General features: G+C 70.8%; 18 protein-coding genes. 9 read left to right on the forward strand and 9 right to left on the reverse strand.

The window, feature by feature from the left end; translation table 11 throughout:
* The first annotated feature begins 24 nt into the window (after positions 1-24).
* From AB0G52_RS32850 to AB0G52_RS32870, 5 genes are all read left to right on the forward strand, one after another.
* The gene (locus AB0G52_RS32850; RefSeq protein ID WP_361341403.1) at positions 25-1341 is read left to right on the forward strand and encodes an ABC transporter substrate-binding protein; all 1317 of its coding nucleotides are present in this window, start codon (positions 25-27) and stop codon (positions 1339-1341) included.
* Between the two features lie 86 nt (positions 1342-1427).
* On the forward strand, positions 1428-2408 hold the full coding sequence (locus AB0G52_RS32855; RefSeq protein ID WP_361341406.1) for a sugar ABC transporter permease: 981 nt from the start codon (positions 1428-1430) through the stop codon (positions 2406-2408).
* Complete coding sequence (locus AB0G52_RS32860) at positions 2405-3256, forward strand: carbohydrate ABC transporter permease (RefSeq protein ID WP_132887347.1); 852 nt, start codon at positions 2405-2407, stop codon at positions 3254-3256. The genes AB0G52_RS32855 and AB0G52_RS32860 overlap by 4 nt, the downstream gene beginning before the upstream one ends.
* Positions 3257-3426: 170 nt before the next feature.
* Positions 3427-4023, forward strand: coding sequence for a hypothetical protein (locus AB0G52_RS32865; protein WP_361341410.1), 597 nt, complete (start codon positions 3427-3429; stop codon positions 4021-4023).
* A 165-nt stretch (positions 4024-4188) separates the two neighbouring features.
* On the forward strand, positions 4189-4842 hold the full coding sequence (locus AB0G52_RS32870) for a hypothetical protein (protein ID WP_361341413.1): 654 nt from the start codon (positions 4189-4191) through the stop codon (positions 4840-4842).
* Positions 4843-4925: 83 nt separating this feature from the next.
* Here AB0G52_RS32870 and AB0G52_RS32875 read toward each other — a convergent pair whose 3' ends face one another.
* Positions 4926-5789, reverse strand: a complete 864-nt coding sequence (locus tag AB0G52_RS32875; protein WP_361341416.1) for an SDR family oxidoreductase — start codon at positions 5787-5789, stop codon at positions 4926-4928.
* A 154-nt stretch (positions 5790-5943) separates the two neighbouring features.
* Here AB0G52_RS32875 and AB0G52_RS32880 point away from each other — a divergent pair, with 154 nt between their 5' ends.
* Positions 5944-6348 (forward strand): helix-turn-helix domain-containing protein, encoded by a 405-nt coding sequence (locus AB0G52_RS32880; protein ID WP_132887351.1) that lies wholly within the window; start codon positions 5944-5946, stop codon positions 6346-6348.
* Positions 6349-6371: 23 nt separating this feature from the next.
* Here AB0G52_RS32880 and AB0G52_RS32885 read toward each other — a convergent pair whose 3' ends face one another.
* A complete protein-coding gene (locus tag AB0G52_RS32885) occupies positions 6372-6650 on the reverse strand; it encodes a hypothetical protein (protein ID WP_361341419.1) in 279 nt (92 codons plus the stop codon).
* A gap of 219 nt (positions 6651-6869) precedes the next feature.
* On the opposite strand from AB0G52_RS32885, the gene AB0G52_RS32890 reads away from it, so the two are divergent.
* Entirely contained in the window at positions 6870-7592 is a 723-nt protein-coding gene (locus AB0G52_RS32890; protein ID WP_361341422.1) for a hypothetical protein, read from the forward strand.
* A 91-nt stretch (positions 7593-7683) separates the two neighbouring features.
* Here the strand turns inward: AB0G52_RS32890 and adh are convergent, their stop codons facing one another.
* The 6 genes from adh to xylB all read right to left on the reverse strand — a co-directional run bounded on the left by adh (position 7684) and on the right by xylB (position 14959).
* A complete protein-coding gene (adh, locus tag AB0G52_RS32895; RefSeq protein WP_361341426.1) occupies positions 7684-9207 on the reverse strand; it encodes an aldehyde dehydrogenase in 1524 nt (507 codons plus the stop codon).
* A gap of 152 nt (positions 9208-9359) precedes the next feature.
* Entirely contained in the window at positions 9360-10616 is a 1257-nt protein-coding gene (locus AB0G52_RS32900; RefSeq protein WP_132887361.1) for a GAF domain-containing protein, read from the reverse strand.
* Between the two features lie 78 nt (positions 10617-10694).
* On the reverse strand, positions 10695-11312 hold the full coding sequence (locus AB0G52_RS32905; protein WP_361341430.1) for an N-acetylmuramoyl-L-alanine amidase: 618 nt from the start codon (positions 11310-11312) through the stop codon (positions 10695-10697).
* Positions 11313-11677: 365 nt separating this feature from the next.
* Positions 11678-12169 carry an NUDIX hydrolase gene (locus AB0G52_RS32910; RefSeq protein ID WP_361341433.1) on the reverse strand — a complete coding sequence of 164 codons (492 nt, stop codon included), beginning with the start codon at positions 12167-12169 and terminating at the stop codon, positions 11678-11680.
* 104 nt (positions 12170-12273) lie between these two features.
* On the reverse strand, positions 12274-13482 hold the full coding sequence (locus tag AB0G52_RS32915; protein ID WP_132887363.1) for an ROK family transcriptional regulator: 1209 nt from the start codon (positions 13480-13482) through the stop codon (positions 12274-12276).
* A gap of 31 nt (positions 13483-13513) precedes the next feature.
* Positions 13514-14959: a xylulokinase gene (gene xylB / locus AB0G52_RS32920; RefSeq protein WP_132887364.1), complete on the reverse strand. Its 1446-nt coding sequence runs from the start codon at positions 14957-14959 to the stop codon at positions 13514-13516.
* 227 nt (positions 14960-15186) lie between these two features.
* Here xylB and xylA point away from each other — a divergent pair, with 227 nt between their 5' ends.
* Complete coding sequence (gene xylA / locus AB0G52_RS32925; RefSeq protein WP_361341438.1) at positions 15187-16353, forward strand: xylose isomerase; 1167 nt, start codon at positions 15187-15189, stop codon at positions 16351-16353.
* Positions 16354-16908: 555 nt separating this feature from the next.
* The gene (locus tag AB0G52_RS32930; protein ID WP_361341440.1) at positions 16909-17313 is read left to right on the forward strand and encodes a hypothetical protein; all 405 of its coding nucleotides are present in this window, start codon (positions 16909-16911) and stop codon (positions 17311-17313) included.
* Here AB0G52_RS32930 and AB0G52_RS32935 read toward each other — a convergent pair whose 3' ends face one another.
* Positions 17314-18654, reverse strand: a complete 1341-nt coding sequence (locus tag AB0G52_RS32935; protein WP_361341443.1) for an esterase-like activity of phytase family protein — start codon at positions 18652-18654, stop codon at positions 17314-17316.
* Positions 18655-18823: the final 169 nt, after the last annotated feature.

Here is an 18823-nt window from a genome sequence, read left to right on the forward strand (position 1 = left end):
GCAACCCTGAAGGGAGTTGGGCACATGGGGAGGAAGGCGCTTTCGGGCGTGCTGCTTGCCACCGCGATGCTGGCCGTCGCGGGGTGCACCGGCGGAGCCGCGACGACGGGCGAGACCGCGAACGCCCCCGCCGATCCCGGGAAGGTCTCAGGCGAGATCAAGGTCCTCACGCACCGTACCGATCTCGTGCAGAACGGCACGATGAAGAAGTACGCCGAGGCGTTCAACAAGATCTATCCCAAGGTGAAGGTCACGTTCGAGGGCATCACCGACTACGAAGGCGAAGTCAAGATCCGGATGAACACGGATCAGTATGGCGATGTCCTGATGATCCCGAACGCCATAGCCCAGGACGACTACCCGAAGTTCTTCGCTTCCCTCGGCATTGCCCAGGAGCTGGGCAAGAAGTACCGCTTCGTCGACAAGGCCACGGTCGACGGAAAGGTCTACGGAATCGCGACTGTCGGCAACGCCAACGGCTTCGTCTACAACAAGGCGGTCTGGAAGAAGGCCGGCGTCACCGACTGGCCCACGACGCCCGCACGGTTCATCGACGATCTGAAGGCCATCAAGGCCAAGACGAGGGCGGTGCCCTACTACACCAACTTCAAGGACGCCTGGCCGTTGACCTCACCCTGGACGGGCATCCTCGGTTCGGTCTCCTGCGACCCGCAGGCGAGCAACAAGCTGGTCTCGGCGAACCCGTGGGCGCCGGGAAGCGATCTCACCACGGCTGACACCCTCCTGTACGACATGGTGCACGGCGGCCTCACGGAGAAGGACCCGACCACCACCAACTGGGAGTCCTCCAAAGGCATGATCGCCAAGGGGGACATCGCCACCATGCTCCTGGGCTCCTGGGCCATCACGCAGATGCAGGACGCCGCCAGGACCGCCGGTACCGACGCGGACGACATCGGATTCATGCCGTTCCCGGCGCAGGTCGGCGGAGAGTTCTGCTCCGTGATCTCGGCCGACTACCAGGAGGCGGTGAACATCCACTCCCGGCACAAGGAGGCCGCACGCGCCTGGATCGACTGGTTCACCGACAAGTCCGGCTTCGCGCAGAACGAGGGATCCGTGCCCACCCTCAAGTCCAGCGCCCTGCCCGCGACGCTGAAGCCGTACACCGACGCGGGTGTCAAGCTCATCGAGGTCTCCCAGAGCAGGACAGGGCAGGTCAACGCGATCGACGACGCCGCGGAGATAGGCCTGAACAAGCCCGACTACCGGCAGAAGCTGGTCGACCTGGCGCGCGGCGCCCAGCAGGGCGACCTCAAGGACTACCTGAGGGAACTCGGCAAGAAGTGGACGGAAGCGGCGAAGAACTCCGGTTCCTGACCGGCGTCCCGGCGAGTCGCCGCCACCGGTCAGCCGGGACGGCGGTCCGTGCGTGCCCCCACCGCTTCGCACCTCGAAAGGCCGTCATGACGGACACGACGAGCAAGACACCCTGGGCCGCGCGACGCGGACCCGACGTCTCCACGACCGCTCGGCGGGGCCGGGCGACCGGTAGCGGCGCACCCCCGCGCTCATGGAAGTCCCACCCGCTGCGTCGCCTCACCCCCTGGCTCTTCCTGGCCGCGCCGTTGGCGCTCCTGATCACCTTCACGTACGTCCCTGTCGGGAACATGATCTACTACAGCTTCACGGACTGGGACGGCGTCAGTCCGGACATGAAGCTGGTGGGCCTGGACAACTACCGGCAACTGTTCACGCGGCCCGAACTGTTCCGGGTCTTCTTCGTGAGCCTCTACTACCTCGTGGCGTCGTTCGTGCAGATCGCGGTCGCTCTGTACTTCGCCACCGTGCTGAGCTTCGACCTCAGGTTCCGCAACCTGTTCAAGGGGATCCTGTTCTTCCCCTACCTCATCAACGGCGTGGCGATCGGTTTTGTCTTCCTGTACTTCTTCCAGGACGGCGGCACCCTCGACACGGTCCTGTCCTGGTTCGGCGCCGGTTCCGACCATGCCTGGCTGTCGACGCCCGAGTCGGCGAACACCGTCCTGGCCGGGGTATCGGTGTGGCGTTTCACCGGCCTCAACTTCGTCCTGTTCCTCGGCGCGATCCAGTCGGTACCGGGAGAGCTGTACGAGGCGGCCCAACTGGACGGGGCCACCCGCCGGCAGCAGTTCCGGCACATCATCGCGCCCAGCATCCGGCCGGTACTGAGCCTGAGCGTCATTCTGGCGGTCTCGGGTTCACTGTCGGTCTTCGAGATCCCCTGGATCATGACCGGCGGCGCGACCGGCACCCAGACCTTCGTCATCCAGACGATCAAGCTCGCCTTCCAGTTCAACAAGACAGGCCTCGCCTCCGCCGCGGCCGTCGTCCTGCTGCTGATCATCCTACTGGTCACCTGGATGCAGCGGGTTCTGGTGCCCGACGAGAGGACGGACCTCGTATGACCGGCTCCGCACCGCAGAGGACGAGGCGGCCCTGGATCGGCACGACCCTCGTCTACGTGTCGCTTCTCGCGGCATCCGTCGTCGTCCTGCTCCCCCTGCTCGTCGTGTTCCTGGCCTCCTTCAAGACGTCCCGGGAGATGCTGAGCTCCAGCGCCCTCTCGCTCCCGCACGACATCCTCAACTTCCGGAACTACGCGACCGCCTTCACGGACGGCCACATGCTCAGCGCGTTCGGGAACACGGCGTTCATCCTGCTCTTCTCCATCACCGGGACAGTGCTCATCGGTTCGTTGACGGCGTACGCCATCGACCGTTTCGACTTCCGGATGAAGAAGCTCGTCGTGGCCCTCTTCCTGATCGCCACTCTCGTCCCGGGAGTGACCACCCAGGTGGCGACTTTCCAGGTCGTCAACAGCTTCGGCCTGTTCGACACCCGCTGGGCTCCGATCCTGCTCTACATGGGCACCGACATCGTCTCCGTCTACATCTTCCTGCAGTTCATCCGGGGCATCCCGGTCTCCCTGGACGAAGCCGCGCGGCTGGACGGCGCCAACGCCTTCACCATCTACCGCAAAATCATCTTTCCCCTGCTGAAGCCTGCCATCGCCACAGTGGTGATCATCAAGGGGATCACCGTCTACAACGACTTCTACATCCCCTTCCTGTACATGCCCTCGGAGAACCTCGGCACCATCTCCACCGCCCTGTTCCGCTTCAAGGGCCCGTTCGGCGCCCACTGGGAGAGCATCTCCGCGGGCGCCGTCCTGGTCATCCTCCCGACACTGGCGGTGTTCCTGTTCCTCCAGCGCTACATCTACAACGGCTTCGCCCAGGGCGCGACCAAGTGACGGGCGACAGGGCCTCGCAGACAAACTGTGAGCGAGAACAGGGGCGGACACGTACCGTGAAGGCGCGTCTTGTCTCTGCCCGAAAGGCACCCTCCTTGTCCTCGACGCTCTACCGAGTGCGGGAATCCTTTCCCGACGCCCCGAGCGCGCTGACGCGGGCGCGCGCGATCATGCGCGATCTGGCTGACTGGTTCACCGCCCCCTGGCCCCAACTGGAACCGATCAGCACGGCCGAGCAGTACGCGTACGCCATCCGTTCCTTCGACACCGCCCGCACGGTCGTGGACCGGGACCCCCGCATCTTCCCTTTCCTGGACGAACTGGAGCGCCGCGAGGCCATCACGTTCGACGCGGAGCAGCCGAGGTCCTGCCTCACCGCGAACCTGCGGCTCAGCCCCGACCTGGCCGACCTCTGGCCGCTGCCCGAGGGCGTGATGCTCTCCCTGGACACGACCCTGCCCTTCGGCACCCCCGAAAGCGAAGCCGAGGACGACGCCACCGAGGAGGAACTGGACCGGATGGTCTCCGTTCTCGGACCGCAGAGTCTGGACGTCAACTGGGACTGCGGCTGGCGTGGCCTGTCCGAGACCAAGGACTGCGGCGTGCGACTGGGCCTGAACACCGGTCGGGCGGAACACACCTCCGAACAGTCTCTCGGCGACTTCGGAGTCTGGCTCCGACTCGGCGCTCGCGTCGCCTGGACACCCGAGGGCCAGACCTGGCTTCGCACCTGCGGATTCCCCCTGGGCGATCCCCAGGCGGACTGACGACCCCGACGCCCGGATCCGCGCGCGAGCCCGAGGACGCGGGCACCGGGGAGGAACTCGGCAGGGTGGGGCCGTGCTGCGCTGTGGTGGATGCCTACCGTGAGGATGCGTCCACCCCTGCCTCTGTCCGAAAGGCGCGTTTCCTTGTCCTCGACGCTGTACCGCGTGCGTGAACCGTTTCCCGACGCTGGGAGCGCGCTGTCCCGGGCGCGCGCGATCATGCGTGACCTGACCGACTGGACGGCCGAGCCCTGGCCCCGGCTGGACAAGGTCACCACGGCCGAGCAATTCGCCTACGCGCTCCGCGCTTTCGACACCGCCCGGTTCGCCGCCGACCGGGTACCCCACGTCTTCGCCTTCATCGACGAGTTGCGACGCCGAGGAGCCGTCACGTTCGACGCCCGGCAGACGAGGTCCTGGTTCAGCGGCGACGTGCGGCTGGGTCCGGACCTGGCGGATCTCTGGCCCTTTCCCGAGAGCGTGGACCTCGCCCTGGCTGCGACTCCGCCCTTCGGCGCCCCCGGCGGCGAGCCTGAGGACACCTGCACCGAGGAGCAACTGGACCGGATGGTCCCGGTGCTCGGCCCACTGACCCTGAGTGTCCTGTGGGACTGCGCCTGGCGTGGTCTCCCGGAGGCCAAGGGGTGCGGTGTGCTGCTCTGCCTGAACAGCGTCCGGGCGTCGCAGCACGACGAGCCGTCCCCCGGCCAGTTCGGCGTCTGGATCTCCCTCGGCCCCCGCGTCGCCTGGACACCAGAGGGGCGGACCTGGGTCCGCGACTCCGGACTTCCGCTGGGTGAACCCGAGGACGGCTGGTGACCCGGACGCCCTGCGCGCCGCTCCCGCACACCTCGTCCAGCGCATCCGGCGCGTCCTAGGCACATCCCGTCACGAGTTCCACCTCACTCGTGCAGGGCGACCGCGAGCGCCTCGGCCAGGGTCACGGGCGGGCGGCCGATCAGGCGGCGCAGGTCGCCGGAGTCGGTGTACATCTCGCCGCGGTTCATGCCGCGGTCGGCGTCGGCGAGGACCTCCGCCAGCTCGGCGGGCAGGCCCGCGGCGGCCAGTGCCTGGTTGAGACCGCTCACCGGGAGGTCCTGGTAGGTAACCTGCTTGCCGGCTGCAGCGGAGATCGCGGCGGCGAGCTCGGTCAGGGTGAAGGATTCGTCGCCGCCGAGTTCGTACACGGCGCCGGTGTGGCCCTCGGCGGTGAGGACGACCGCTGCGGCCTCGGCGTAGTCGGCGCGGGACGCGGCGCTGATCCGCCCCTCGCCTGCGGCGCCGACGACGGCGCCGTTCCGCAGGATCTGCGGCAGTTGGCTGGTGTAGTTCTCCAGGTACCAGCTGTTGCGCAGCAGCACGCTGGGGACTCCGCGGTCCCGCAGATACTCCTCGGTCTCCCCGTGCGTGGCGCCGATGACGGTGGTGGCCGTGTCCGCGTGCGTCGTGCTCGTGTACGCGACCAGCGACACGCCTGCGGACGCTGCGGCGTCGATCACGCGACGGTGGTTGGCGACCCGCTCGCCCACGGGGACCGAGGCCGAGACCAGCAGCAGCCTGTCCGCCCCCGCAAACGCCTCGACCATGCCGTCGGTGTCCGCGAAGTCGGCGCGGCGTACCGTGACGCCCCGGTCGGCCAGGTCCTTGATCCCGGCGATGTCCCGGCCGGTGGCGATGATGTCCGCGGCCGGGACCCCCCGCCGCAGCAGCGCCTCGACGGTGAGCCTGCCCAGCTGGCCGGTGGCTCCGGTGACGACGATCGACATGATGGTCGTTCCTTCCCTTCCTCGCGTGCCTCGCACGCCTGCCGCGGTCCGTCCGCGGCGGGATGGAACCCAGAATGACCTGGACACTTTCTGTCGGGGAGTAGCCACTTTTCGGTAGGGTACTTACCAGACCGATAGCATCGAGGTGAGACGTATGACGGCTGTCGAGAACGTGACCGGGCCCATACCGTCATTCGATCCGTACGAGCGCGGCTGCCCGTCGCGGGACCTGCTCGACCAGATCGGCAGCAAGTGGGCGGTCCTCGTGCTGGGCGAGCTCGGCCGGAACGGGACCTCCCGGTTCGGGCAGCTCCGGCAGGCGCTGGCGGGCGTGAGCGAGAAGATGCTCACCCAGACGCTGCGCACCCTCGAACGGGACGGGCTGGTCAGCCGGACCGTCTACCCGGAGGTGCCGCCGCACGTGGAGTACGAGCTGACCGCGCTCGGCCAGACGCTGCGGGAACCGCTGAAGGCACTCACGGAGTGGTCGGTGCTGCACATCGAAGAAGTCATCACCGCCCGCGAAGAGTACGACGACCGCACTGAGCGCACCCGGTAATCGGCGGCGGCAACCCGGCGACATCACGGGTTCAACCTCAGTGGTGCGGGTGCGGGCGACTTCGCCAACGTCGTGACGCCCGACGGGAGGTGCGACCACGTGTCGGTCGAGGTCAGCCGCCGCCGACAGGTCCGGCGCACCGGTCCGGCCAGGTGCCCCTCGCCGGGTGCCACACGACCGGCGAGGGCCTGGTTCAACCGGGTGAGCGCGGTGTCGTCCGCGTCCTCGGGGACGCTCGCCGTCCTGTCCGCGCTGGGCAGTTGCCGCAGCAGCACCAGCGGTACGGCACCGTCGGTGCGCACGTCCAGCACCACGAACGCCGTGCCCGGCGGAAGACGATTTCGTCGTCCTCGTCCATTAACTGGCGCGTCCGGCGGCCCGTGATCGACTCGGGGTGATCGGCGACCTCTACATGATCTGGGAGGCGACACGGTCGTGGCAGCGGGGCTGTGACGGCTGGCTCGTCTCCTGTGACCCGCCGCCGATGGCATGAGTGTGAAGACAGAACCGAGGAAAGAGCTATGGCCAAAGAGCGAGTGACGGTGTGCCTCCCCCCGCGCGACCCGGGGGACGTCGTCCAGGCCATCGGCGCGGCGATGGCGCCGTTCGACTACAACCGTGACGTCGGAGTCGGCGATCCGGACCTCGAGACCTGGTGGGACTACTGGCAGATCGACGGCGCGGGCTGCGAGTTCCTGGTCGTCCCTGGGTACGAGGACGACCCGCGTCTCATCCGGGGTGCCAAAACCCTGTCCGGAGAGCCGCGCAACGTTCCGCCGGCACTGTGCGACGGTGGCCCGCGAGCGCTGCTGGATCTCGACACGCCGCGAGCTCAGGCGGCCGCCAGGGCACGCAGGGCCTTCGAGGCATGGCAGGAGTTCGCTTCCGCCTACCCGCCCGGCCAAGCCTTTGGTGACTTCCGGGCCCGGCACCTCGCCGACCCCGAGAGCTATTCACAGGCACAGGCCCTGGAGGACTACCGCGGGCAGCCGGTCATCGCGGCGTTCCTGGAGAACCCGGAACTGGAGGAGATCGTGGGCGGCGACCCGATCGCCCGCCTGAGCGACGACCTCGACGGCCTGGTGCGCCACGCCGTGGACGCCGCCTTGCCCTCGAACGCCCTGTTGACCCTGGACGGACGCTGGCTGGACGTCGCGAACGCCGAGCGGCGCCGCTACTTCAGCGACTACCTGATCGGGCTTCCGGCCGACGCGTACGCCGTCCGCGTGCTGTACCACGGCTGACGTGTGCGTCCGCGACGATGCCTCTGAGGTCAGTGTCTCTTCACGCTGTCTGGGCCCGGTGCTCTGCTTCTCAGGCGCCCTTTTCGTGCCTTTAGAAGAAGCCCAGCTTCTTCGGCGAGTACGACACCAGGAGGTTCTTCGTCTGCTGGTAGTGCTCCAGCATCATCTTGTGGGTCTCGCGGCCGATCCCCGACTGCTTGTAGCCGCCGAACGCCGCGTGGGCCGGGTAGGCGTGGTAGCAGTTCGTCCAGACCCGGCCCGCCTGGATCGCGCGGCCCGCGCGGTACGCGGTGTTGATGTCGCGGGTCCAGACGCCCGCGCCGAGCCCGTACAGCGTGTCGTTGGCGATCTTCAGCGCGTCGTCGAAGTCGTCGAAGGACGTCACCGAGACGACCGGGCCGAAGATCTCCTCCTGGAAGATCCGCATCCGGTTGTCGCCCTCGAAGATGGTCGGCTGGACGTAGTAGCCGCCCTTCAACTCACCGTCGTACTCGATGCGTTCGCCGCCGGTGAGAACCTTCGCGCCCTCCTGCCGGCCGATGTCGAGGTAGGAGAGGATCTTCTCCAGCTGGTCGTTGGATGCCTGGGCGCCGATCATCGTGTCGGTGTCGAGCGGATGGCCGGGCTTGATGAGGCGGGTGCGGGCCACCGCCGCCTCCATGAACTCGGTGTAGTGGCCACGCTGGACGAGCGCCCGGGACGGGCAGGTGCACACCTCGCCCTGGTTCAGGGCGAACATCGTGAATCCTTCGAGGGCCTTGTCGCGGAAGTCGTCGTCGTGCGCCCAGACGTCGTCGAAGAAGATGTTCGGGGACTTGCCGCCCAGTTCGAGCGTGACCGGCTTGATGTTCTCCGAGGCGTACTGCATGATCAGCCGCCCGGTGGTGGTCTCCCCGGTGAAGGCCACCTTCGCCACCCGCGGACTGGACGCCAGCGGCTTGCCGGCCTCGACGCCGAAACCGTTGACGATGTTCACCACGCCGGGTGGCAGCAGATCCGCGATCAGTCCCATCCAGTAGTGGATGGACGCCGGCGTCTGCTCGGCCGGCTTGATGACGACCGCGTTGCCGGCGGCGAGGGCGGGCGCCAGCTTCCAGGTCGCCATCAGGATCGGGAAGTTCCACGGGATGATCTGCGCGACGACCCCGAGCGGCTCGTGGAAGTGGTACGCCACGGTGTCGTCGTCGACCTCGCCCAGCGAACCCTCCTGTGCCCGGATCGCCCCCGCGAAGTAGCGGAAGTGGTCGATGGCCAGGGGAATGTCCGCGGCCAGCGTCTCCCGCACCGGCTTGCCGTTCTCCCAGCTCTCCGCGACCGCGAGCGGTTCGAGGTAGGCCTCCATCCGGTCGGCGATCTTGAGAAGGATGTCGGAGCGTTCCGTCACGGACGTCCGGCCCCAGCCCGGCGCCGCCGCGTGCGCCGCGTCCAGCGCCCGCTCCACGTCCTCCGCGGTGCCCCGTGCGATCTCGGTGAACGGCTGCCCGTTCACCGGCGACGGGTTCTCGAAGTACTGCCCGCGGGCCGGCGGCACGTACGCGCCGCCGATGAAGTGGTCGTAGCGCGCCTGGTAGGAGACGATCGCGCCCTCGGTGCCGGGCGCCGCGTAACGGGTCATGGTGGCCTGCCTCCTTGCAGATGCGCTGCCCGTCGTGGGCAGCTCCGCGCGCAGGCTAGGGAAACGGACGTTGCGCCCCCGTTGCGCCGCAGGTCAGTGGGTCGCGGGTCAGTGCCCGCAGGTCCGTGCGGAGCAGGTCCGTGCGGAGCAGGTCAGTGCGTCGGAGCCGCCAGCTCGGTCTCCAGCGCCGCCAGCCGGTACCGGACGAGCGCCGTCGGGCGCACCGCCGCGAGCGCCCGCCACACCTCGACGTCGTCCTCGCCCCACGGCGCGTGCGCCCACTCCGCGAGCAGATCGGGATCGCGGCGCGCGATCAGCGCCGACCGCAGCCCGTCCGCCAGCCGCCGCCGCAGCCGTACCACCGCGGGGGCCTGCGACCCCGGCAGCAGCGGTCCCGGATACGCCGCCACGGCCGCCGTCACCGCCCCCGCCGCCAGCCGCCGCTCCACCACGGCCGCGTCCGACTCGACCGGAACGGTCAGCCGGTACGGCCGCGACGCCAGCAGTCCAGGACCCAGCAGCCGCCGTAGCCGGGCCAGTTCGGCCCGGAGGGTCACCGGGGTCACCGACTCGTCCTCGTAGAGCGCGCAGAGCAGTTCGTCGCCGGTCAGGCCCTCCGGGTGGCGGGACAGCAGCACCAGCAGCTCGCTGTGGCGCCGGCCGAGCCGCAGACGGCGGCCGTCCAGGTGGAACTCCGCCTCGTCACGGCCGAGCGCCGTCAGCGCCGGTGCCTCGTCGGCCGGGGCCGGCGGATCGAGCAGCGCCAGCTGCGACTCCGCGGCCCGGGCCACCGCCTGGACGAAGCCGAGACTGTGCGGGTGCGCCAGCCGGTCGCCACCGGTGATGTCGACGGCGCCCAGCACCCGCCCCGTGCGCGGATCGTGCACCGGAGCGGCCGCACACGTCCATGGCTGCACCCGGCGGATGAAGTGCTCCGCCGCGAACACCTGCACCGGCCGGTCCACCGCGACCGCCGTGCCCGGCGCGTTGGTGCCGACCGCGGCCTCCGACCAGCGCGCACCCGGTACGAAGTTCATCAGGTCAGCCCGCCGCCGGGTCGCCGGGTGCCCCTCGACCCACAGCAGCCTGCCGTCCGCGTCGCACACCGCGAGCAGGTGCTCGCCGTCCGCCGCGAACGTGCCCATCAGCTCCCGGAACAGCGGCATCACCCGGGCCAGCGGGTGCTCCGCCCGGTAGGCCCCGAGATCACCGTCCATCAGCTCCACCCGCGCCGATCCTTCCGGTCCCACCCCGGCCCGCGCCGAACGACGCCACGACTCGGCCACCACGGACCGCACCGGGCGTGGCACGGTGCCCGCCGTGGTGAACGTCTCGTGTGCCCGGCGCAGCACCCGGACGCGCTCGGCAGGGTCGGCCCCCGGCTCCAGGGCCACCCACGGATCGGTCAACTCGTCCTCCCCGGACGGCGATGCGGCTGGGGACATCGTCACGCGGGGTGTGCGCGCCGACAACCGTTTCGACGCTCCTCAGTCGAGGGAATCGAGCGAGGCCAGGCCGACCAACTTCATGTAGCGGCTCCAGTCCCAGTGCACGCCCGGATCCGTGTGATCGGTCCCCGGCACCTCGACATGGCCGATCACGTGTTCCCGGTCCTTCGGGATACCGTGTCTCTCGCAGATCGACGCCACCAGCCGTGCCGACTGCGCGTACAGGAGGTCGGTGAAGTACTCCGGCCTGTCCACCCAGCCCTCGTGCTCGATGCCGATGCTCCGCGTGTTGTAGTCCCAGTTCCCCGCGTGCCAGGCGATGTCGGTCTCCCGCACGCACTGCGCGACATGACCGTCCGCCGAACGCACCAGGTAGTGCGCGGACACCCGCTGCCTCGGGTTCTGGAAGGTGGCCAGCGTGCCGGCGTAGGACTGCTGCGCGACGTGGATGATCACACGGTCGATCCGGTGCTCGTCAGGTCGCTGGGCCGGGGTGCGGTTCACGCTGCTCGCCGCCGCCCACTCGGCCCTCGGGTAGTCGACGACCGCGGTGCGGGCGTCCGCACGGGTCTCGGGGAGCAGCGTGTACGGGACGACGGCGAGGGCCGCGCCGGTGAGGAGCCGTCGCCTGCTGGGAAGCGGTCGTGCCCGGTCCATGGGTGCCTTTCGGAAACGTGTGCCAGCGGCACGGGGCGAGCGGCACGGGTGCGAGCGGCGGCGGCCACCGGCGCAGGGCCGCCGCCGTCGCGCGCAGCCGCGCACGCAGTGCGCGGTAAGTCTCGCGCGCGGGCGGCCGCTCCGTGCGGAGCGCGGCCACTCACGTGCGGTTGGTGTCGCACCCGTCGGCCGACGGCGCTTCCACCGGCACAGTCGTGTGACGGTGGGTGTCGAGTCACCGGACCCACGGGCGCGCACCGGCCACCGCTCCAGCTCGATGTCCCCCGTGCGCACGCACCGGCCGCGGGCCGTGGGCGGCCGGCAGGCGCCCGGCAGGCGGCCGCCATGCGGCCGGCCCGGGCGCCTCAGCCAGGTGCGCCCTCGCGGAGGTAGGCGAAGGAACCCGACTTCGCCGCCGCGTGCAGGGCGCGGAGCGTCCGCAGGGACGCCGCGAGCGGCGTGTGCGTCAACTCCGCCTCGGGGACCAGAGCGTACCGGTCGTGTTCCTCGCTCAGCCGTACCGTCGTCCCGCCGGTGAAGAGCCCGCCGTGGAAGAAGCAGTCCAGGACCGGTCCGGTGCCGAGCACGTCCGCGCGGTGGTCGATGCCGATCAGCCGGGGCTCCGAACCGAGGGTGATGCCCGTCTCCTCCAGCATCTCCCGCCGGGCCGCCGTCCGGGGATCCTCACCGTGGTCCAGCATCCCGCCGGGCAGCCACCACCGGCCCGACCACGGCTGACCGGGACCGTAGCGCAGCAGCAGGACGCGATCGTGTTCGTCCAGCATGAACACGCACGCGGCGATGAGCGCCTGCGGCTGGGTCCTGATCCATTCCGCGCGGGGAACCCACTCGGCCACGCGCACCTCCCCGGAGTCCGACGGAACCTCAGAGGTGACTCCCCGCGGCGCGGTGGCCCTGAACCACCCGCACGAAGGACACGGACCTCGCGAGCGTGACCGGCTCAGGCCCGTTCCGCCACCGTCGCGGGATCGTCCAGCACGGCCCGGACCACCGAGTGGGCCGCGCCCAGCAGCGGCCCCTCAGAGCCCAGGCGGGAGACGGAGACCGGGCAGGCCGGGCCCGTCGTCCGGTCGGACAGTTCGGCTTCCAGGGACGGCAGGAGCCACGGCGCGAGGCCGGCCAGGGCGCCGCCGAGAACCACCGACTCGGGGTCGAGAAGGTTGACCGCGCCGGTCAGGGCGATACCCAGAGCCGTACCGGCGTCGTGCAGGGCGCGCCGTACGCCCTCGTGGTCCTCGCCCGCCTCCCGCGCGAGCAGCCCCACCGCGTCCTCGCGGGACTCCAGGCCGGCCGCGCGCAGCACCGCCTCCTCACCCGCGTACTGCTCCAGGCAGCCGCGTCCGCCGCAGGCGCAGCGCGGTCCGTCGGGACGGACCGGCACATGGCCGAGTTCGCCCGCGAAACCGCGGTTGCCGCGCAGCAGCTGACCGTCCACGACGACGGCGGCACCGATACCGATCTCCGCCGACACGTGCAGGAAGTCGCGCGGGGTGGCGTCGCCGAGCCACAGCTCGGCCAGCGCGCCGAAGTTCGCCTCGTTGTCCACCGACAGCGGCAGTCCCGCGGGCAGCAGCGCGCCGAGATCGATGTCGTGCCAGTCGAGGTTCGGGGCGTGCGCGACCGTGTGGCCGTCGCGGGCGACCAGGCCGGGGACGGCGACCGCGAGACCGGCCGGCCACAGGCCCTCCAGCTCCGCGTCCGCCACGACCCGCCGGACCAGCGCGGTCAGTTCCCCGACCACCGGACGCGGGTCCCGGCCCCGGTTCGTGCCGTGCCGCACGGCACGCGCGCGTATCTCCCCGCGCAGGTCCACCGCGCACACGGCGAGGTGGTCGACCCCGACCTCCGCGCCGATCCCGGCCGGGCCGCGCCCGCTCACCGCGAGCGCCGAGCCGGGACGGCCGACCCTGCTGGGCCGTTCGGGACCGAGTTCCTCCAGGAGCCCCCAGCGGACCAGCTCGTCCACCAGGGTCGACACCGCCGCCCTGGTCAGCCCGATGCGCGAGGCGACCGCGGCCCGCGACAGCGAACCCTCGGCCCTGACCGCGTGCATCACGCGCGCGAGGTTGCGCCGGCGCATGCCCTGCTGGGTGTCCGGCAGGGCGCGGCCGGTCGCCGTGGTACGGGCCTCGTGCAGCGGTGCGGTCATGCCTCCATCAATCCTCTGGGCTCCAGGCGGGTCAGCGGTCCTCAGGCGCCCGTTCCAGCAGCGGGGCCGCGTCGGAGAGTACCCCGGAGATCCTGGCCAGCGTCGCGTCGTCCCGCTCCACCGCGTCCAGCACCGGGCCCGCGGCCGTGTCCCAGCGCCTGGCCACCGCCGCCGGGTCCTCCCCGGTCAGCAGCCCGGCCGCCTGCGCCGCCGCGCCGAGAGCGACGAGTTCCTTCGCCTCGGGCACCCGCACCGGGCGCCCCGAGAGCCGCCGTACCGTCTCCTGCCAGGCGCGGCCGCGGGCGCCGCCGCCGATCAGCAGCAGCGGGGCGGTCCGGTCCGCGTCCGCGTCCAGGACCAGGTCCAGAGCGCCCAGCAGGGCGTGCACGGCCCCGTCGTAGGCGGCCTGGAGGAGCTGACCGCCGGTGGTGTCGTGGCGCAGGCCGTGCAGCAGTCCGGAGGCGTTCGGCAGGTTCGGGGTGCGCTCGCCGTCCAGGTAGGGCAGCAGGGTGACCGAGGTGCCCGGCTCGACGGCCTCCCGGTCCAGCCCGAGGAGGGCCGCGACCCGGTCGACCGCGAGGGTGCAGTTCAGCGTGCAGGCGAGCGGCAGCCAGTCGCCGTGCGCGTCGGCGAAACCCGCCACCGTGCCGGTCGGGTCGGCGGGCCGGTGTTTGGAGACGGCGTACACCGTGCCGGACGTGCCGAGGCTCAGCACCGGGGTGCCGGGGCGCAGCCCGAGCCCCATCGCCGCCGCCGCGTTGTCGCCGGTCCCGGGAGCGACCAGGGTGCCCTTGGAGAACGGCAGGTCGTGGCTGTCGCGGACGGTGCCGGCGACCTCGCCGGGCCGCACCACCCGGGGCAGCAACGCCGGATCCAGACCGACGTGGGCGAGGGTCTCCTCGTCGTACGCCTCGGTCGCCGACGCCCACCAGCCGGTGCCGGAGGCGTCACCCCGGTCGGTCGTGCCCTGCCCGGTCAGCCGCTCGGTGAGGTAGTCGTGGGGGAGCCGTACGGACCTGGTCGCCCGGACCGCCTCCGGCTCGTGCTCGGCCAGCCAGGCCCACTTGGTGACCGTGAACGACGCGCCCGGCACGCTGCCGGTGCGCTCCGCCCAGGCCTTCGGACCGCCCAGCTCCTCGATCAGCCGCCGCGCCTGGGGCGCCGAACGGACGTCGTTCCACAGCAGTGCGGGCCGCACCGGTTCGCCGCGCCCGTCCAGGGTGACCAGGCCGTGCTGCTGCCCGCCGATCGACACGGCGGCCGCCTCGCGCGCCGCCTCCCCGCACTGGTGCAGCGCCTCGCACAGCGCGTCCCACCACTGACGCGGATCGCTCTCCCGGCCCGCGCCGGAGGACACGGTGTGCGGTGCCTGGCCGCTCGCCACGACCTGCCCGGTGGACGCGTCGACCACCAGTGCCTTGGTGGACTGGGTGGACGTGTCCACGCCGACGACGAGCGGACCCTCGGCTGCTGACATCGGGCTCTCCCTTTTTCCGCGCTGTGCGGTCTTCCTGACCTGCGGTTTTCCTGGTTGACCGGGGTGTCGTCCCCCGGTTTTCGGCTCTCGGGGACAGGGTGACCCTTCCCAGGGATGCGTCGGCATACTAATTTGTAAACGGCCATGACGAAATAGTCGGCCCGACAATCGTGCCGACCGACGTCGCGCACCCCCATCACGACAGGCATCAAGCAAGGAGCCGCGGCATGAGCTTCCAGCCCACCCCCGAGGACAGGTTCACCTTCGGCCTGTGGACCGTCGGCTGGCAGGGAAGGGACCCGTTCGGCGACGCCACCCGCCGTGCCCTCGACCCGGTCGAGACCGTCCAGCGTCTGGCCGAGCTGGGCGCCTACGGCGTGACCTTCCACGACGACGACCTCATCCCCTTCGGATCCTCCGACACCGAGCGTGAATCGCACATCAAGCGCTTCCGCCAGGCCCTCGACGCGACCGGCATGACCGTCCCGATGGCCACCACCAACCTCTTCACCCACCCGGTCTTCAAGGACGGCGCGTTCACCGCGAACGACCGTGACGTGCGCCGCTACGCGCTGCGCAAGACCATCCGCAACATCGACCTGGCCGCCGAGCTGGGCGCGAAGACCTACGTCGCCTGGGGCGGCCGTGAGGGCGCGGAGTCCGGCGCCGCCAAGGACGTGCGCAACGCCCTCGACCGCATGAAGGAGGCCTTCGACCTCCTCGGCGAGTACGTCACCTCCCAGGGCTACGACCTGCGCTTCGCCATCGAGCCCAAGCCGAACGAGCCGCGCGGCGACATCCTGCTCCCCACCGTCGGCCACGCGCTCGCGTTCATCGAGCGCCTGGAGCGCCCCGAGCTGTACGGCGTCAACCCCGAGGTGGGCCACGAGCAGATGGCCGGCCTGAACTTCCCGCACGGCATCGCGCAGGCGCTGTGGGCGGGCAAGCTCTTCCACATCGACCTCAACGGCCAGTCCGGCATCAAGTACGACCAGGACCTGCGCTTCGGCGCCGGTGACCTGCGTGCCGCGTTCTGGCTGGTCGACCTTCTGGAGAGCGCCGGTTACGAGGGGCCGAAGCACTTCGACTTCAAGCCGCCGCGGACCGAGGACCTCGACGGCGTGTGGGCCTCGGCCGCCGGCTGCATGCGCAACTACCTGATCCTCAAGGAGCGCGCCGCCGCCTTCCGTGCCGACCCGGAGGTCCAGGAGGCCTTGCGTGCCTCCCGGCTGGACCAGCTGGCCCAGCCGACCGCCGCGGACGGCCTGCAGGCCCTCCTCGCCGACCGTGCGGCCTTCGAGGAGTTCGACGCGGAGGCGGTCGCCGCCCGTGGCATGGCCTTCGAGCAGCTCGACCAGCTGGCGATGGACCACCTGCTGGGCGCCCGCGGCTGACACCGGCACGCGCGCGTGCGGGCGATTTCCGAGAAGTACGCCTTCACGCGCGCGGCTCACTTCGTGTTGCCCCCCGTTCCCGGTTCCCGGTTCCCGGCGGGGCCGGTTGTCGAGGGAAATGTTCCGGAATCATGCGGTCCACGGCATGAGTCCGTGTCAACCTCCTTGCGGGGGTCGTGTGGTGCCCGGTACCGGGTGACTCTGGGCGGTATGGCCACGCCACCCGTACCGCCCCGACACCCCGGCCCGCCGGAGCGCACCGCGCCCCCGGCCGGGAACTACGACCCGCCCCCGGACGGGCAGCACGACCCGCCCCCGCACGAGGGTCACCGCCCGCCGTCCGGCACGGGGTACGGACCGTCTTCCGGTGGGGATTACGGTCAACCAGGCGGAACGGATCACCGCCCGCTGCCCGGCGCGGACTGCGGACCGTCGTCCGGTGGGGATCATGGTCCACCGTCCGGCACGGACTACGGACCGTTGCCCGGCGCGGCCTACGGACCGCAAGTTGGCGTCGAGCACGGAGCGCGCCCCGGCGGCCGGTTCGGGGCGCCCGTGGAGGACGTGACCGACCGGCCGCCGTACGGCGGTTTCGGTGTGCCGCCCGGTGGCGGCGAGCCGCCGACCGCGGTCGGCTGGACACCACCGCGGCCCCCCGGGCCGCCGCGGCGGCGCATGGGCCCGCTGTTCGCCGTGCTGACGGTGCTGGTGGCCGCGGTGGCGGTCGCCGTCGTCGTGCTGACGGCGTCGTCCGGCGGCAGCGGCTCACCCGGCGCCAAGCCCACCACGAGCAGCCCGAACACCTCTGGCCCTGCCCGGCCCTCGTTCAGCCTGCCGACGGAGCTGCCCAGCGGCCTGCCGTCCCGGCTGCCGAGCGAACTCCCCTCGCAGTGGCCCTCGGAAGTTCCCAGCGGACTGCCGGGCGGCCTCGATTCCCTGCTGCCCTCCCTGCTGGGGTAGTCACAGCACCTTGGGCAGCCGGACGTACACCAGGGTCGTCTTGACGCCGCTGTCGACCAGGCGGCCCTGCGCGTCGAAGGCGCCCGCGCCGTCCGTCATCCCGAAGTCGTTGTCGTTGACGAGCGCGAGCGTGTCGTGGTCCACGCGCGCGATGCCCTCGATCTTCAGGGGCACCCCGGGCACCGTGTTCAGGTCGACGACCAGGCGCTTGCCGAGCACCGGAACACCGGCCGCGGCGGGGTCGTCCAGCTGCTCCAGCGAGGGGGAGGTGGTGTCGTCGTCGTAGACGCCGCCGAGGATGTCCGACCTGCGGTCCAGCCGCACCACTTCGAGGCGTGCGGCGTTGTCGGTGCGCTCCTCGACCAGCAGACGGTCGCCGCCGACCGCGACGATCGACGAGATCTTCAGCTCGGACGTGTCGTCCTCGCCGGGGTCCACCACGTCCACCGGGTCGAAGCGGTAGGCGTACTCGGCGGTGACGGCCTTCTTGCGGGGCGAGAACCGCAGCAGACGGGTCGTGCGCGAGGCGTCCCTGGCGTCGCCGTCCGGCAGTGAGAGCGGGCTCTGCAGGACCATCACGAGGTCCCCGCCGGGCAGCAGGGCCAGCCCCTCGAAGCCACGGTTGATCTTGCGGTGCAGGAAGACGGACGGCAGCGCCTCGACCACCGGGTAGTCGGTGCCGGTGAGTTGCAGCCCCTTGGGCACGTAACGGGTGAGCACCTTCCCGTGCGCGGAGACGTGGACCAGCGACGGGCCGTACTCGTCGACCAGCCAGAAGCTGCCGTCGTCGGCGCGGACGATGCCCTCGGTGTCCAGGCCGTTCGGGTTGTACGACAGCGCGGTCCTCGCGTCGTAGGAGTACGGCGTCTCGTCGCGGCCCGCCTGGTCGGGCAGCCCGGTGACGGCCTTGCCCGAGGAGGTGGTGACCGGGATCGCGTCGATCACGTCGAGACGGTCGCCGCTGACCCGGACCTTCACGATCGCCGGGTCGAAACCGGGCACCGGGAAGGTCCGGCGCTTCTTGCCGTCGACCTTGATCTGGCCGTTGGGGCCGCGGTCGGTGACCGTCCAGTATTCGCCCTTGCGGCCGGCCGGGTAGATGTCGCTGCCGATGCCGCCGAGGTCGATGCCCCGGTCGTTGTCGACGCTGTCCCGCAGCAGCGCGTTGCTGAAGGTGCCGAGCGGGATGTCGCCCAGGGTGGCCGTGCGCACGACGTGAGCCGGTCCGGACGGTGAGGCGGTGGCCGTGCCCGCCGCCACGAGGGCGGCGGCCAGGGCCAGGGGCAGACCTGTCGCGGCGAGACGGTGGACGCGGCGGTTGCGGCCGGCGTGCGGGGACATCAGGCCTCCTGGTGGCAAGTTCGTTGGCAGCGGCCAGAGTTCGGCCTCACCGGGAACGCCGTTCGACCGGTCGGTGAACGGCGGGCGACGGTCACTCGGCGGATCACCCGTGGGGGAGCGGTGGCCGTTTCCGTGGCTCCCGGCTGGATCACTTCACAAGGTGTTCGAC

The sequence above is a fragment of the Streptomyces sp. NPDC021562 genome (assembly GCF_040640875.1).
GTDB lineage: Bacteria > Actinomycetota > Actinomycetes > Streptomycetales > Streptomycetaceae > Streptomyces.